Consider the following 14,403-nt stretch of genomic DNA (forward strand, 5'->3'; position numbering starts at 1 on the left):
CCGCGTGGCTATTCAAACACGAATTCCACGTAAAATGGCCCGTGATCCGTTTCAAAAGGAATACACACGACAGGCTGCGAGGTGATGTGGGTGATGGTGTGGTTGTCGCCCATGATGACGGATGGCGTGGAGCCGTGAAAATTCAGCCCCATCTCCGCCAGCGAGGCTCGTGCCTGCCCGGAAATCATATTGGTGACCTCGCCCACGGCGTCCTTGGCATCCTGCACGATGTCCTGCACATCGTCCCCCAGCATGGCCTTGACCACAGCCACGGCGCACTTCTTGGTGAACGAGACGGAAATGCTGCCATTCTTGGCCCCGGTGAAGCCCACGATGGCCGACACGTCGCCCTGCGCGGTGCGGTCCTTCTTGACAAATGGCTTCCCTGGCTTGGGTTCTATCATGGCCATGGTGGAAAGCACGCTGATGGTCGCCTTGACAAACGGCTTTGCAATTTCCACCCCGGTGGACTGTGTCATGACACGCAGCTCCTTGTCCCAATGTCTTGTTGCGGCCTTGCGCTCTTGCGGGCGGCGCGTCTTGGCCCTCCCGGACCCTCGCCAGGACGCGCAAGGCCCCCCCTGGGCCTCCCTTCCTTGACGGCGCACAGACGCCAACGAACGTATGGGCATGCATATCCAGATGTCGCATCGCTGTCCAGTCCATCACCCCGCACCTTCAATTTGTCACATGAAAACACACCTCCCCGACGGCGCAAATTTGTTCTTGACGATCTCAGTCCCAGTTTCGCATACAGATGCAAGCGTGGATATGCGAGGGATTTCCCGTATGCCTTCAACCTCTCAGGCCGCCTGAGGCAGCAATACACACCATGCAGGCCAATATACAGGACGGCAACGTCACCCAGCATGTCATCCTCATCGTGGATGACGAACCTATCAACCTCAAGTTGTTGGGAACGCATCTGCGCAAGCGCGGATACGTGGTGGTGGAGGCAGACAGCGGCCGGGCAGCCTTGGAAATTGCCAAAACCGGCCCTGACCTCATCCTCCTCGATATCATGATGCCCGGCCTCGATGGCCTGGAAACCTGCAAACTGCTCAAGGAAGATCCGGCCGTTCGGGATATTCCCGTCATCTTTCTGTCTGCCCTGAGCGATGTGGAAGTGAAAACCAAAGGCTTTGAAGCCGGCGGGGTGGATTACGTTTCCAAGCCCTTCGACTCCCGCGAGCTCATGGCCCGAGTGACCACGCAACTGACCCTGCGCCGCCAGGAACGCCAGCTGCGAGCCTACGCCAATGCCCTGGAAGGCGAAGTGCAGGAACGTTCCGAGCAGCTGGACCAGACCCGGCAGTCGCTGGAAAAATCCGAACTGCTGTACCGGACGCTCTTCGAAAGCACCGGCACCGCCCTGGCCGTCCTTGATGAGGCCGGCCGGGTCAAAGTGTTCAATCATGAGTTCGTGGTGATCACCGGTCACCCGCAAGACCGGCTGGCCGACAATTTTTCCGCCTTCTCCATCGTGCACCCGGACGACCTTGAACGAGTGCGGAACAACCACCACCTGCGCCGTCAGGACCCGGCGCTGGCGCCGCAACGTTATGAGTTCAGGCTCCAGCGCGCCAATGGGGAGCTCCGCTTCGTGGCCCTGGCCGTGAGCATGATCCCCAATACAGCGGACAGCGTCATCTCCCTGCTCGATATTACCGACCGCAAGCGCGCCGAAGAGCAGGTGCTGTACCACGCCCTGCACGATACCCTCACCGACCTGCCCAACCGGGCCCTGCTCCTGGATGCGCTCGGTAAGGAGCTGGAACGCGCCAGGACGGATCCGTACCACAAATTCTGCGTGCTGCTTCTGGACCTGGACCGCTTCAACATGATCAACGAAAGCCTGGGGCACACCATCGGGGACGACCTCCTCGTGGCTCTGGCCGCACGGCTGACCGGCTCACTGGAAGTGATGCACGCCGGCAAATTCCTGGTGGCCCGGCTGGGGGGCGATGAATTCGCCATCCTGCTTTCCGAACTCCCGCATTTTGATGATGCCGCGCGCATTGCAGACCACTTGCTGGGCACGGTGCGCATCCCCTTCGCCCTTTCCGGCCAGGAACTGGTGACCACAGCCAGCATCGGCATCGCCGGCAGCCACATTGCCTATGACAAGGCCGAGGTCATCCTGCGTGATGCAGACACGGCCCTGCACCGCGCCAAGCTGCGCGGCAAGGCCCGCTACGAGGTGTTTGATCAGGAAATGCACCTGAAGGCCCGCCAGCTCATGCAGCTGGTGACCGACCTGCGTCTGGCCATCCGCAACCGCGAGTTTGTGGTCCACTATCAGCCCATCGTGTCCCTGAAGTCCGGCAAGGTCCGCGGCTTTGAAGCGCTCATCCGCTGGATGCATCCCGAGCGCGGCATGGTCAGCCCCGGCGAGTTCATTCCCGTGGCCGAGGAGTCCGGGCTTATCGTGCCCATCGGCCAGTGGGTGCTCCGGGAAGCCTGCGCCACCATGAGCCGGATGGGATGCGAGCTTTCCGCGCACAACGGTGGCGAGCCCCTGTGTCTGATGCTCTCCGTCAATCTCTCGGGCAAACAGTTCGGCCAGGAAGACATCTTTGACCAGGTCAAACGCGTCCTGGACGAAACGCAGTTCCCCCCGCACTGCCTGAAGCTGGAAATTACCGAAAGTGTGGTCATGGAGAACGCCCAGACCGCCATTGCCCTGCTGCAGCGGCTCAAGACCCTGGAAGTGCAGATCTCCATCGACGACTTCGGCACCGGCTACTCCTCCCTTTCCTACCTGCAGCGCTTCCCCGTGGATATGCTCAAGATTGACCGCTCCTTCGTCAGCCGCATGTCCCAGGGCAGCGAAAACATGGAAATCGCCCGCACCATCGTGGCCCTGGCCCACAGCCTGGACATGAAAGTGGTGGCCGAGGGCGTGGAAACCTTCGAGCAGGCCCAGCTCCTGCGCCAGCTCGGCTGCGAATACTGCCAGGGCTATTACTTTGCAAGGCCCATGGATCTTGAATCGTTGGAGAAACAGGGGTTGTTCCTGAAGACGTTCAACCTGGACACCCCCCTGGAATAAGCGCATGCGACTGGCCTGCTGGAACGTGAACGGCATCCGCGCCGCCTGGGGCAAAGGATTTGGGGAATGGCTCTCTGCCTCCACGGCGGACATCATCTGCCTGCAGGAAACCAAGGTCCACCCTGACCAGCTGGGCGAAGCCGAACGCCAGCCCCCGGGCTGGTGGAGCGCCTGGCACTGGGCAACCAAAAAGAAAGGCTACTCCGGGGTTGCCTGCTTTGCCAGAACACCACCCCTCCACTGGTCCATGGATCTGGCCAACGAGCTGTTCCACGGAGAGGGCCGCTGCCTGCACCTTGAGTACCCCGCCTTTCACCTCCTGAATATCTATTTTCCCAATGGCCAGATGAACCAGGAGCGCCTGGACTACAAGATGGGCTACTACGACGCCTTTCTGGACCACGCCCAGACCCTGCGCAAGACCAAACCGGTCATCGTTTGCGGCGACTTCAACACCGCCCATACCGAGCTCGACATTGCCCGGCCCAAGGAAAACGAAAAGACCTCCGGCTTCCTGCCCATTGAACGCGCCTGGATGGACCGTTTCGAGGCCGCCGGCTATGTGGACACCTTCCGCCACCTCCATCCCGGCGAAAAGGACCACTACACCTGGTGGAGCTTCCGGGCCAATGCCCGGGCACGCAATGTGGGCTGGCGCATCGATTACTTTTATGTTTCCTCCGAGTTGACCGACGCCATTGAAGACGCCTGGATCGAACCCGACATCATGGGCTCGGACCACTGCCCCATCGGCCTGGAGATCAATCTTTCCCTGGCGTAATACGCTTGAGACGGCCAGAGTATTGCGATTTGATTGCGATTCCTGCCTGATCGCATTGCGATCCTAAACGCAACCTGCATTGCGATTCCCCCGCGATTCCTGCTGCATTGACATCTCCCGCGTCCTGCATGAATGTCGGGGCGTTTGTGTTTCGGACACGCAGCCTGCCCCCTCCATGCTGATGCGGACAGGCCGCTGCCACGGAGGTATCCATGCCCACCCCGCCGACGTACACCCTTGAGGCCGCTGCCACTGCCAACGCACTGCTGGCGCCGGCTGCCGGCGTCAGACCCCGCCGCACTCCCAAAACCGCCGCCTGGGCCGACTGGTTGCAGATGTGTACCGGCGCGCTGCTCATCGTCTTCATGTGGTCCCACATGCTGCTTGTTTCCAGCGTCTTGCTGGGCGCGTCCGTCATGAACAGCCTGGCCGGGTTCTTCGAGGCCACTGGCCTGGCCCAGCTGGGCGGACCCTGCATCGGCCTGCTCTTTTTGCTGCATTTTGTCCTGGCGGCCCGGCGCATTCCCTTCCGTCAGGCCGAGCAGCGCGCTGTGATCGAACATGCCCGGCTGCTCAAACATACCGACACCTGGCTGTGGCTGGTGCAGGTGGCTTCCGCGCTGGCGGTGCTGGTGCTGGGCTGCATCCACATGTGGACCGTGCTGGCCGATCTGCCCATTACCGCAGCCAAAAGCGCCGCCCGCGTGCAGCAATGGCCCTGGACCCTGCTCTACCTCGTGCTGTTGCCCATGGTGGAACTGCACGTGTCCATTGGCTTCTACCGCATCGGCGTCAAATGGGGGTTCATCTCCCGAGCCCGCCGTCCCCTGGGCCTGAAGGCGGAAAAGCTGCTTACCGCGGTCTTCCTGGCCATTGGCATCCTCACTCTCATCCGCTTCCTGACGCTGAGCGCGGCATAAAGGACCGGCCATGCAGACTATTTATACCGACGTGCTCTGTCTTGGCGCAGGCCTGGCCGGGGAACGCGCCGCCGTGGAGGCGGCCCAGGCAGGCTTGGGCGTCATTTGCATTTCCCTGGTGCCGGCCCGGCGTTCGCATTCGGTCTGCGCCCAGGGGGGGATGCAGGCCGCCCTGGGCAATTGCGCCATGGGCGCCGGCGACAGCCCGGACATCCATTTTGAAGACACGGTCAAGGGCTCGGACTGGGGCTGCGATCAGGAAGTCGCCCGTCTTTTTGCGAACACTGCCCCCGTGGAGATGCGGCGACTGGCCCACTGGGGCGTGCCCTGGAATCGCGTCGTCCCCGGGGTGCACGTGTATTACAAGGGTGGCAAGCCATTCAAGAAGCAGGAAAAAAAGGAGAACGAGGGGCTGATCAACGCCCGCGCCTTCGGCGGCACCGCCAAATGGCGCACCTGCTTCGCCTCCGACGGCGCCGGCCACAGCGTGCTCTACACCATGGACAACCGCGCCGCCCAGCTCGGCGTGGCCGTCCATGACCGCATGGAAGCCCTCTCCCTCATCCACGACGGCCACACCTGCCTGGGCGCGGTAGTCCGCTCCCTGCGCACGGGCGAGCTGACGGCCTATCTGGCCAAGGCCACCCTCATCGCCACGGGCGGCTTCGGCCGCATCTACCGGCACTCCACCAACGCCGTCATCAACGACGGCGGCGGCCATATCGCCGCCCTGGATACCGGCATCGTCCCCCTGGGGAACATGGAGGCCGTGCAGTTCCACCCCACCGGCATCGTGCCCACGGATATTCTGGTGACCGAAGGCTGCCGCGGCGATGGCGGCACCCTCCTGGACGTGAACGAAGAGCGCTTCATGCAGATTTACGAGCCCGAAAAGGCCGAACTGGCCTCCCGGGACGTGGTCTCGCGCTGGATGACCCACCACATCCGCCAGGGCAAGGGCGTGCCCGGCCCCTATGGCGACCATCTCTGGCTGGACATCCGCCACCTGGGCGAAAAGCACATCCGCACCAAACTGCGGGAGGTGGACGAGATCTGCCAGTCCTTCCTGGGCATCGATCCCGTCCGCCAGCTCATCCCCGTCCGCCCCACCCAGCACTATTCCATGGGCGGCGTGCGCACGGATAAGACCGGCGCGGCCTATGGGCTCAAGGGCCTGTTCAGCGCCGGAGAATCCGCCTGCTGGGACATGCACGGCTTCAACCGTCTGGGCGGCAACTCCCTGGCCGAGACCGTGGTGGCCGGGGGCATTGTGGGCAAGACCATGGTGGAATACGCCCTGGGCGCGGATGTGGCCTTCCGTTCCGGTCTGGTGGCCGACGCCGTGGCCCGGGATCAGGCCCGCATTGATGCATTGCGGCAGGGCCTCTCGGGCACGGAGAATGTGTATGACGTTCGGGAAGCCATGTTCGACGTGCTGGAAGAAGCCGCGGGCATCTACCGCAATGGCAAGGACCTGGAAACCGGCGTGGCCCGGCTGCAGGAGATTCATCTTCGCGCCCGTCGTCTCAAACTGCGTTCCGGCGGTCTGGGGGCAAGCCCGGAGATGGCCCTGGCCCTGCGGCTGCCCGGCATGGTCCGCCTGGCCCTCTGCGTGACCTACGGCGCGCTCAAGCGCACGGAATCCCGCGGCTCCCACACCCGCGAGGACTTCCCCGAACGCAACGACCGCGACTGGCTCAACAGAACCCTGGCCACCTGGCCCAACCCCTGGCCGGATTATGCCGAACTGCCGACCCTGCAGTACGAGCCGGCGTCCCCGGTCTGGCACCTGCCTCCTGGCGACCGCGGCTATGGCGGCGGTTCAATCATCCCCGCCGCAACCCCCACTGCCGGCACGGGCGAGTAAGGAATCCCCATGGCCAGAAACCTGACCTTTCACATCTTCCGCCACAATCCTGCGGACCCTGCCTCCACGCCGCACCTGGAAACCTTCGTGCTCAACGAAACTGCGGCCATGACCCTCTTCATCGCCCTCAACCGCATCCGGGAGGAGCACGACCCCGGCCTGCAGTTCGATTTCTGCTGTCGCGCTGGCGTCTGTGGTTCCTGCGCCATGGTCATCAATGGCCGCCCGGGTCTGGCCTGCCACACCAAAACCCGCGACCTCCCCGAGCACATCACCCTGCTACCCCTGCCTTTTTTCAAGCTGGTTGGCGACTTGAGCGTGGATACCGGTGTCTGGTTCCGGGACATGTACCAGCGCGTGGAAAGCTGGATCCACACCAGCAAGGAATTTGATCCCGGCAAAAGAGAATCCCGCATGGCCAACAGCACCGCCGAGGCCATCTATGAGCTGGACCGTTGCATCGAGTGCGGCTGCTGCATTGCCGCCTGCGGCACGGCCCGCATGCGCGAGGACTTCCTGGGAGCTGCCGCGCTGAACCGCGTGGCCCGCTTCCGCCTGGACCCCCGCGATGAACGCAAGGATGCCGACTACTTCCACCTCATCGGTGACGATACGGGCATCTTCGGCTGCATGGGGCTGCTGGCCTGCGAGGACGTCTGCCCCAAGCACCTGCCCTTGCAGGATCAGCTGGCCGCCCTGCGCCGCAAGATGGCCGGCACGGCCCTGAAGCGCTCGCTGCCTTTTTTCCGGGACGTGAAGAAGGCGAAAAAGAAGTAGTCCCAAGCCGCGGCGCCGCTTTGCGCAGGAGCCGCCGTGCTGGCGGGCGCCCTTACAGCTCCCCGAATTCAGAAGCCCGGAGGGTCACGCCCAGGGCCTGGGCGCGTTGGGTGAATTCATGCACCAGTGCTTCCAGCTCCTGGCGCTGGGACTCGGTATGCAGGCAGTGCAGGGTCAGCAGACGGCGGCTGGGCGTGTGCGCATGCGCGGCCGGGTCCAGCAGCGGTGCGAGCACATCCATGGCCTCCCGGGCCGAGGCGAAACGCGCGGCCGGATCCTTCATGGTGCAGCGCAGGATGAACTCACGCAGGGGAGGCGGCAGGTCGGGCGCCAGTCCCGTTGGCCCGCACGGGTCTGGAAACGGCTGCGAGAGGTGTTGTTCCTCTATTTCGATGATATCCTCCGCCTCAAAGGGCAGCCGCCCCGTGACCAGCTCATAGGCCGTGCACCCCAGGGCGTAAAAATCCGTGCGCGGATCCAGCGCGCCTCCCAGAATCTGCTCGGGCGCCATGTAGGCCGCCGTGCCCTCAAAGCAGCGGTCATCCAGGCCGGTGATGCAGGCCAGGCCAAAGTCCAGGATCTTCAGCGGGCCACAGAAGGGCAGAAACACATTGGCCGGCTTGATGTCTCGATGGATGATCCCGTGGCTGTGGGCATAGTCCAGGCCCTGACAGATCTGAAAGAGAATATCCGCCGCCTGCAGCGGGCGCAGCCGCCCCTGACGGCGCAGCTCCTCCTTCAAGGACCGGCCCTCCAGGCGCTCCATGATGATGAAAATGGTCCGGCAGCGCTCCTCGATATCGTAGATGCGCACAATATTTGGATGATTGAGCCTGGCGATTACCTGGGCCTCGCGGCGGAAGGTGGCCGCGAAGTCCGGCTCCATGGCCAGCGTGTGCTTGAGCATCTTGATGGCCACGGGCAGGCCGAGGATGTCATGCACGCCGGCGTACACCAGGGCGTAGCCGCCCTGGCCCAGCTTGCTTTGGATGCGGTAGCGGCCCACCACACGATCTGCGGCATGCAGGGCGCTTTCCAGACGGTGAGTGAGCAGCTCCGTGAGAAACTGCCGCAATTCCGGGGCAGTGGCCGCCATGGTCTCGAAGTCGCGGGCCTGGAGCTCCCAGGCAATCACGGCATCCTCGGCGGTGACCGTGGCGCTGCGACGGTCACCGGTCAGGGCAGCCATCTCCCCGACCACTTCGCCGGGGCCCAGGCGGGCTTCCTCGTATTGGCGGCCGTCCTTCTCCACCAACACCTTGCAGACTCCGGACTGGATGATGAAAAGCGAGTTGCCTGCCTCGGCCTGCTCCATGAGCCGTGCACCAATATCGAACTGACGCTGTCGCAGCAGGGCCAGCACGGGCGGCAGTTCTTCCACCTCCAGAATCGAGAGGAATGGTGCGCGCAGCAGGGCATCCAAATCCTTGCGCAACACCGCCTGCCCGGGAGACAGGACGGTTTCCGCCGGCGATGTTTCCACCAGCCGGAACAAGCCGCTCACGCCATGGGGGACCGCCTTGGCCCGAATCCGCCGCCAGACCGTCACCAGGGGGCCTGCCGCGGTGCGAATCAGGCAATCCAGCGCCGCACCAGTCTCCAGGCACGGGTGATCGCCAAGCACAGGATCAAGCGGCAGGGCCAGGATGTCATGCGGCCAGAGCGTGCCGAAGAGCCGCACCGGGCGGTCCTGGCAGGAGGTCACCACCACCAGCGACGGCGCCACGGCGTGTTCTTCCCGCCGCCTGCGTTCGCGTCGGCCGGGCCGGGGGAGGGTCAGGGTTTTGGATACATCGTGTGCCATTTTTGGAAGATGGCACGAGCGCGGCCAGAGGGCAAGAGGGGGACGACCTTACCGAGCATTTGCGGCAGCATATCATGGCAAGGTACATTCTTTGCATGAAAATGAATCAGGAAGAGGCCTGGAAGATTTTTCCCACGGCCCTTTCCGGATCTTGGCGGCACCTGCCCCCTGCCCTGCTGCCGAGATGCGCCGGCCCGGATTGCCCCCGGGCCGGCGTTTTTGCTCGTGTTGCGTCCTCACACGGTGTCCATACAGGAAAGACACAGCACTAGGCGCTCAACCAGTCGAGCAGCCACAGGCTGCCCAGCCCCACGAGAATCACCACCAGGATATTGCGTGATTTCCAGGCCGCCAGCACCGCCAGCGCGCCAGCCAGGAGTCGCGTCCATGAGGAAATCCCGAGCACATTCTCGCCATGCAGGAGAAACATCGGGGTGACCAGGGCCGTGAGCGCTGCCGGGGGGATGAACCGCAACCCCCGTCGCAGCCCATCGGGCATTTCCCAACGACCTTCAAGGAAAAAGAAACAGAAACGCTGCACAAAGGCCCCAAGCGCCAGCAGCAGGCTGGCAATCCAGAAATCCGGGGCGTTCATCATGGCTTCACCGTCCTTTGCGGTGGGACGATTTCATGTGGCGTGACTCCGCCACCATGCCGGCCACTATGCCAATGCCTGCCCCGGCCATCAGTCCGAGCCCCTTGGGCATCCAGTCCAGCAGCAAGGCCGACACCCCGGCCACCAGGGCGGCAATTTTCGCCGGACGGTCCCGCAGGGTCGGCGCGATCAGGGCCATGAAGGTCACCGGCACGGCAAAGTCCAGGGAAAGCGACTTCGGGATCACGGCGCCAAGGGCAATGCCCAGGGCATTGCCGAGCAGCCACACCACATACAGCAGCACCGAGGCCCCCATGGTAAAGCCCATGCGGTGCAGCCGGGAATCCCGCGAAAAACGCATCAGGGAAATGGCGTAGGACTGATCGGTCATGAAAAAACCCACCAGGACGCGGTGCCACATGGGCGCGCGGGCAAACTCCGGCGCCAGCGAGGCGGAATACATCACCAGCCGCAAGTTCACCGTGAGCCCGGCAACCAGCGCCAGGATCATGGAGGCCCCGCTGTTCAGCAAGTCGACCACCACCAGCTGGGACGCCCCGGCAAAGGCCAGGGCGCTGGAAGCCATGATGCCCCAGGGATCAGCTCCGGCGGCTCCGGCCAGCACGGCAAAGGTGACCCCAAAGGGCAACACCCCCAACAACACCGGCGCAATGGCCCGAAACCCCTCCCCAACGCCTGCCCAGGCAGAGCCCGCCACAACGGATGCATGCATACTGCAACACTCCTTGCAAAACAAAACGGCAGGAGGAGTCCTGCTCCCCCTGCCGCATTCAGGCATATGCCTACTGGCTATGATCCGGCAAGACTGCGCAACCTGCCTGCCAGACTGGAGAGCCGTTGCAGCATGTCATCCGATGCCTGCAAATCGGCCACATTGGCCGTATTGATGGCATGCACGTCGGCAATGGCCCTGGTGATTTGCTCGCTGGCTGCGGACTGCTGCTCAGCCGCGGCAGCGATGGCCTGCACCTGATCCGTGGTTTCCACCACGCGCTGCACGATGACCTTGAGCGCCTCGCCGGACTTGTTGGCCAGGGTGGTGGCTGCTTCCACGGCGTCGGAGGCGGTATCCACCACGGCGGCATTGGTTCTGGCGCCTTCCTGAATGGCGCGGATGGCATTGCCCACTTCCTTGGTGGCGGTCATGGTTTTTTCCGCCAGCTTGCGGACCTCGTCGGCCACCACGGCAAAGCCGCGGCCAGCGTCCCCGGCCCGCGCCGCCTCAATGGCCGCGTTCAGGGCCAGCAGGTTGGTCTGGTCGGCAATGTCCGAAATGACGTTCATGATCTGCCCAATGTTCTCGGCGCGTTTGGCCAGTTCTCCCATGTTCTCCTTGAGCGCCACCGCCTGGTTGCGCACAGCGGCGATAGCCTGGACAGACTGCTCCACCACCTCTTCGCCTTCTTCGGCCTTGGCCTTGGCCCCGCCGGCCTGCTCCGCGGCGTGGGAGGCGTTCTGGGCCACTTCGAGCACTGTCGCGTTCATTTCTTCCATGGCCGTGGCCGTTTCTTGCACGCGGTGCGACTGACGGCCGGAGTTGGCATTCATCTGGCCAAAGCGGGTCAGCATGTCGTCCGTGGCCTCAACAATCTGCTCGGAGGCCCGCTGCAGCTCCATATTCACCTGCGCCAGGTGCTGCATTTGCTGCTGAACCTCGTTTTCCTTGGTTACCAGCTTGGTCACGTTGCGGGCCACTTCCACGTAGCCGACCACCTTGCCGTAGCAGTCTTTCAGCACGTCGCCGGTGGGCTGAATCCAGTGGGGTTCGGCATCGGTACCGATGTTCAGAATCTCGGCCTGCCAGAAGCCCCGCCGCTGCTTGGCGTGGGCAATGGGGCAGTCCGGCGTATTGCAGACCTTGGTCTTGAACCGGCTGGCGCAGGTGCTGCCCCGCAACTCCTGCATGGAGCACTTCAGGAGCTTGGCAGTGGCGTCGTTGGCCATGAGGATGTTGTAGTGATCGTCCACGGCAAAGATGGGGTCCGGCACGGCGTTGATGAGGTTCTTGTACCCTTCCACGTCGCACAGGGTTTCCTCAATCTTGGCCATGAGCCGGTTGAACCAGGTGGCAAGCAGGCCCACCTCGTCATTCTGGGTGTTCTCCACCCGGGATTTGAGATCGGCCTTGTCTTCCGCGATATCTTGAATCTTCTGCCGAATGAGGGAGATGGGCCGCACCACGAACCGGCCGACAAAGAAAAAGACGTACACCACCGGAATGACCAGCAGGGCGATGAGGATGCCCAGGAGCGTTTGGGTGGACTGACTGATGATGCTGTTTTGTGCTGCAACGTCAAGAAGATAGAGCATGACGCCAACCTGCGCGCCATTGTAGTCGGACACTGGGAAGGCCGCCACGGCCAGATTGCCCGCCACCTCCATGGCCACTTCCCGCTTTCCGGCATCCAGCAGCGCCACCGAGGGGGTGAAGCTGTCCCCTAGGGCCCCTTCCGAGGAAACGCGGACGTACTTGCCATCCAGCACCGGATGCTTTTGGGGATCGTTCAGCACGGTGGCCACGGAGAGCTTGTCAGCGTTCATATACAGCTGCACGGCTTCGGCAGCGCTGGACACGGACTTTTTGAACACCTGCTCAAACTCGGCCAGTACTTCCACGCTGCCCAGCTTTTTGCCGGAGGCGTCCAGCACGGGCGTGACCCCGCGAATGGCAAAACCGCCGCGGCCAAGCTCAATGCCCTTGACTGGCTTGCCGTCCCTGATCACGTCCAGGACGGTGGGACGGAAGCTGGTCAGGTCATCCGAGACGTCTTCCCATTTGTCGTTACGTTTCAACTGTTTTTCGCGCCAAAGCCGGACCAGGCTGCGGGCGTTGGGCAGGTGGTAATGCAGCTGGAGCTTCTGGCCCGTGGCCGCGGCATAGCCAGTCAGCACCGGCTTGAGGCTCGCCCGGAGCAGCTCCCGCGCCTGCTGCGATTGCGGGCTGTTCTCGTCTCCAATGTTGCCCGTGGCGGCCAGGGCATAGGCCTCGGCCACCTGGGGCAGGGCGCTGGTCATGGCGGCCATTTCCAGGGCCATCTGCGCGCTGGAGGCAATGGCAGACTCCACCTCGCGCGCTTTGGCCTGCATGGATTGCTGTAAATTCTTCTGGTTGAGGGCCTGCAACTGATGGCTGATCAGCCAATAGCAGACCAGACCCAGCACCGCGGTCAGTGCCGCAAGGGGCAAGCCAATCTTTGCACGAATTCCCATCCCATCCCCCATTCAACGAAATGTTGCGGTCTTCCCAGCTGCAGTCGGACAACGTTCTATAATCCAACAAATTTTTTATGCAACAAGAATACCTACAATGTGTCCATTTTCACAAGCTTTGGCATATACTTCCCCACAACCCCCACAAGTTCCGTTTGTGCTGCCATGACCTCTTGGATATTCTTATATGCCACGGGCGCTTCATCCAGTCCACCACCGAGCAGCATCACACCGTTATCTTCGAGAATCCTGCGCAACTGGTGCCAATTGGCTCGCCTTTGCGCTTCGGAACGGCTCATGCGCCGACCGGCACCATGTGAAGCAGAGCACAAAGATCGTGTTTCCCCCTTGCCCTGCACCACAAATGCTGGCGCAACCATGGATCCCGGTATCACGCCCATCACCCCCGCGCCCGCCGGCGTGGCCCCCTTGCGGTGCACCACAGCCCGGCGCCCGGCCACCTGCTCAATCCAGGCAAAATTGTGATGGTTCTCCACCGTGGCCAGGGCTTCAAGCCTCAGCGCACCAAGGATTCGGCCGTGAATAAGCTCGTGATTGGCCTCGCTGTACCGGCCCATCAGCTCCATGGCCGCCCAATATTCCTGGCCTTCGGCACTTCCCAGCGCAAAGCCGGCCAGCTGGCGCAAATTTCGTGGCAACTCCGGATGCATGGCCATGGCCAGGGCGGAATACTGTTTGGCCACCGCCCCGCCCGCCCCCCGGCTGCCGCTGTGGGAGAGCAGGGCCACATAATGCCCCTGGGGCAGGCCCTCCCAGCCTGCGAGTACGTGCAGATCCCCGAATTCCACAAAATGATTCCCCGAACCGCTGGTGCCCAGCTGTTCCACCGCCTTCTTGCGTTGGGCCTTGAGCACGGGTGAGAAACCCCAATCCGCATCCAGCACCGGGTGTTCCAGGTGTGGGCGATGCACTCCGCCAACGCCAAAGCAGGTTTCCGCCTCCAGCACGCGGGCCAGATGTTCGCGATGTTGCCGCAGCCAGGCCGGGGGCAGATCGAGCACGGTGAGTTTCATCCGGCAGCCGATGTCCATGCCCACGGCATACGGAATGACCATGTTATCCACGGCCAGCACCCCGCCAATGGGCAGCCCGTAGCCGGTGTGCGCATCCGGCATGAGCGCCCCGGCCACGGCCGCGGGCAGCCACAGGGCGTTTTCCATCTGGGCGATGGCCCCGGAGTCATCAATACCGGGCTCGCAGGAAGGAAAATGGACGTAGGGAGCCGGAGCCTCCCGGGGGACAAATGCGGCCGCTGCAGTACCGCCGGGCAAAGTGACCGGGGCCTGGCCTATGGAGAGCTGTTTCTTCCGGGCGGGCCGATGCGCTGCCTTTCCGGTGCGGCGTTTGGCAGCCAT

11 protein-coding genes are annotated in these 14,403 nt (G+C 63.1%); 5 read left to right on the forward strand and 6 right to left on the reverse strand.

The annotated features are described in order from the left end of the window. Nucleotides 1-8 precede the first annotated feature (8 nt). Nucleotides 9-479 carry a chemotaxis protein CheX gene (locus ACYQ00_RS05245; RefSeq protein ID WP_460031112.1) on the reverse strand — a complete coding sequence of 157 codons (471 nt, stop codon included), beginning with the start codon at nucleotides 477-479 and terminating at the stop codon, nucleotides 9-11. A 353-nt stretch (nucleotides 480-832) separates the two neighbouring features. Here ACYQ00_RS05245 and ACYQ00_RS05250 point away from each other — a divergent pair, with 353 nt between their 5' ends. The 5 genes from ACYQ00_RS05250 to ACYQ00_RS05270 all read left to right on the forward strand — a co-directional run bounded on the left by ACYQ00_RS05250 (nucleotide 833) and on the right by ACYQ00_RS05270 (nucleotide 7,397). Further along, nucleotides 833-3,052, forward strand: a complete 2,220-nt coding sequence (locus ACYQ00_RS05250) for a two-component system response regulator (protein WP_460031113.1) — start codon at nucleotides 833-835, stop codon at nucleotides 3,050-3,052. A gap of 4 nt (nucleotides 3,053-3,056) precedes the next feature. After that, nucleotides 3,057-3,833: an exodeoxyribonuclease III gene (locus ACYQ00_RS05255; protein ID WP_460031114.1), complete on the forward strand. Its 777-nt coding sequence runs from the start codon at nucleotides 3,057-3,059 to the stop codon at nucleotides 3,831-3,833. A gap of 335 nt (nucleotides 3,834-4,168) precedes the next feature. Then, on the forward strand, nucleotides 4,169-4,753 hold the full coding sequence (locus ACYQ00_RS05260) for a succinate dehydrogenase/fumarate reductase transmembrane subunit (RefSeq protein WP_460031330.1): 585 nt from the start codon (nucleotides 4,169-4,171) through the stop codon (nucleotides 4,751-4,753). 10 nt (nucleotides 4,754-4,763) lie between these two features. Beyond that, nucleotides 4,764-6,620: a fumarate reductase flavoprotein subunit gene (locus ACYQ00_RS05265; RefSeq protein ID WP_460031115.1), complete on the forward strand. Its 1,857-nt coding sequence runs from the start codon at nucleotides 4,764-4,766 to the stop codon at nucleotides 6,618-6,620. 9 nt (nucleotides 6,621-6,629) lie between these two features. Next, nucleotides 6,630-7,397, forward strand: coding sequence for a fumarate reductase iron-sulfur subunit (locus tag ACYQ00_RS05270; RefSeq protein WP_460031116.1), 768 nt, complete (start codon nucleotides 6,630-6,632; stop codon nucleotides 7,395-7,397). A 52-nt stretch (nucleotides 7,398-7,449) separates the two neighbouring features. Here ACYQ00_RS05270 and ACYQ00_RS05275 read toward each other — a convergent pair whose 3' ends face one another. From ACYQ00_RS05275 to ACYQ00_RS05295, 5 genes are all read right to left on the reverse strand, one after another. Then, nucleotides 7,450-9,201 carry a protein kinase domain-containing protein gene (locus ACYQ00_RS05275; RefSeq protein WP_460031117.1) on the reverse strand — a complete coding sequence of 584 codons (1,752 nt, stop codon included), beginning with the start codon at nucleotides 9,199-9,201 and terminating at the stop codon, nucleotides 7,450-7,452. A gap of 268 nt (nucleotides 9,202-9,469) precedes the next feature. Next, the gene (locus ACYQ00_RS05280) at nucleotides 9,470-9,799 is read right to left on the reverse strand and encodes an AzlD domain-containing protein (RefSeq protein WP_460031118.1); all 330 of its coding nucleotides are present in this window, start codon (nucleotides 9,797-9,799) and stop codon (nucleotides 9,470-9,472) included. Nucleotides 9,800-9,803: 4 nt separating this feature from the next. Beyond that, nucleotides 9,804-10,529, reverse strand: coding sequence for an AzlC family ABC transporter permease (locus ACYQ00_RS05285; RefSeq protein ID WP_460031119.1), 726 nt, complete (start codon nucleotides 10,527-10,529; stop codon nucleotides 9,804-9,806). Between the two features lie 77 nt (nucleotides 10,530-10,606). Beyond that, nucleotides 10,607-13,027 (reverse strand): methyl-accepting chemotaxis protein, encoded by a 2,421-nt coding sequence (locus ACYQ00_RS05290; RefSeq protein WP_460031120.1) that lies wholly within the window; start codon nucleotides 13,025-13,027, stop codon nucleotides 10,607-10,609. Nucleotides 13,028-13,119: 92 nt separating this feature from the next. Next, complete coding sequence (locus ACYQ00_RS05295; RefSeq protein ID WP_460031121.1) at nucleotides 13,120-14,403, reverse strand: RtcB family protein; 1,284 nt, start codon at nucleotides 14,401-14,403, stop codon at nucleotides 13,120-13,122.

The sequence above is a fragment of the Megalodesulfovibrio paquesii genome (assembly GCF_054653055.1).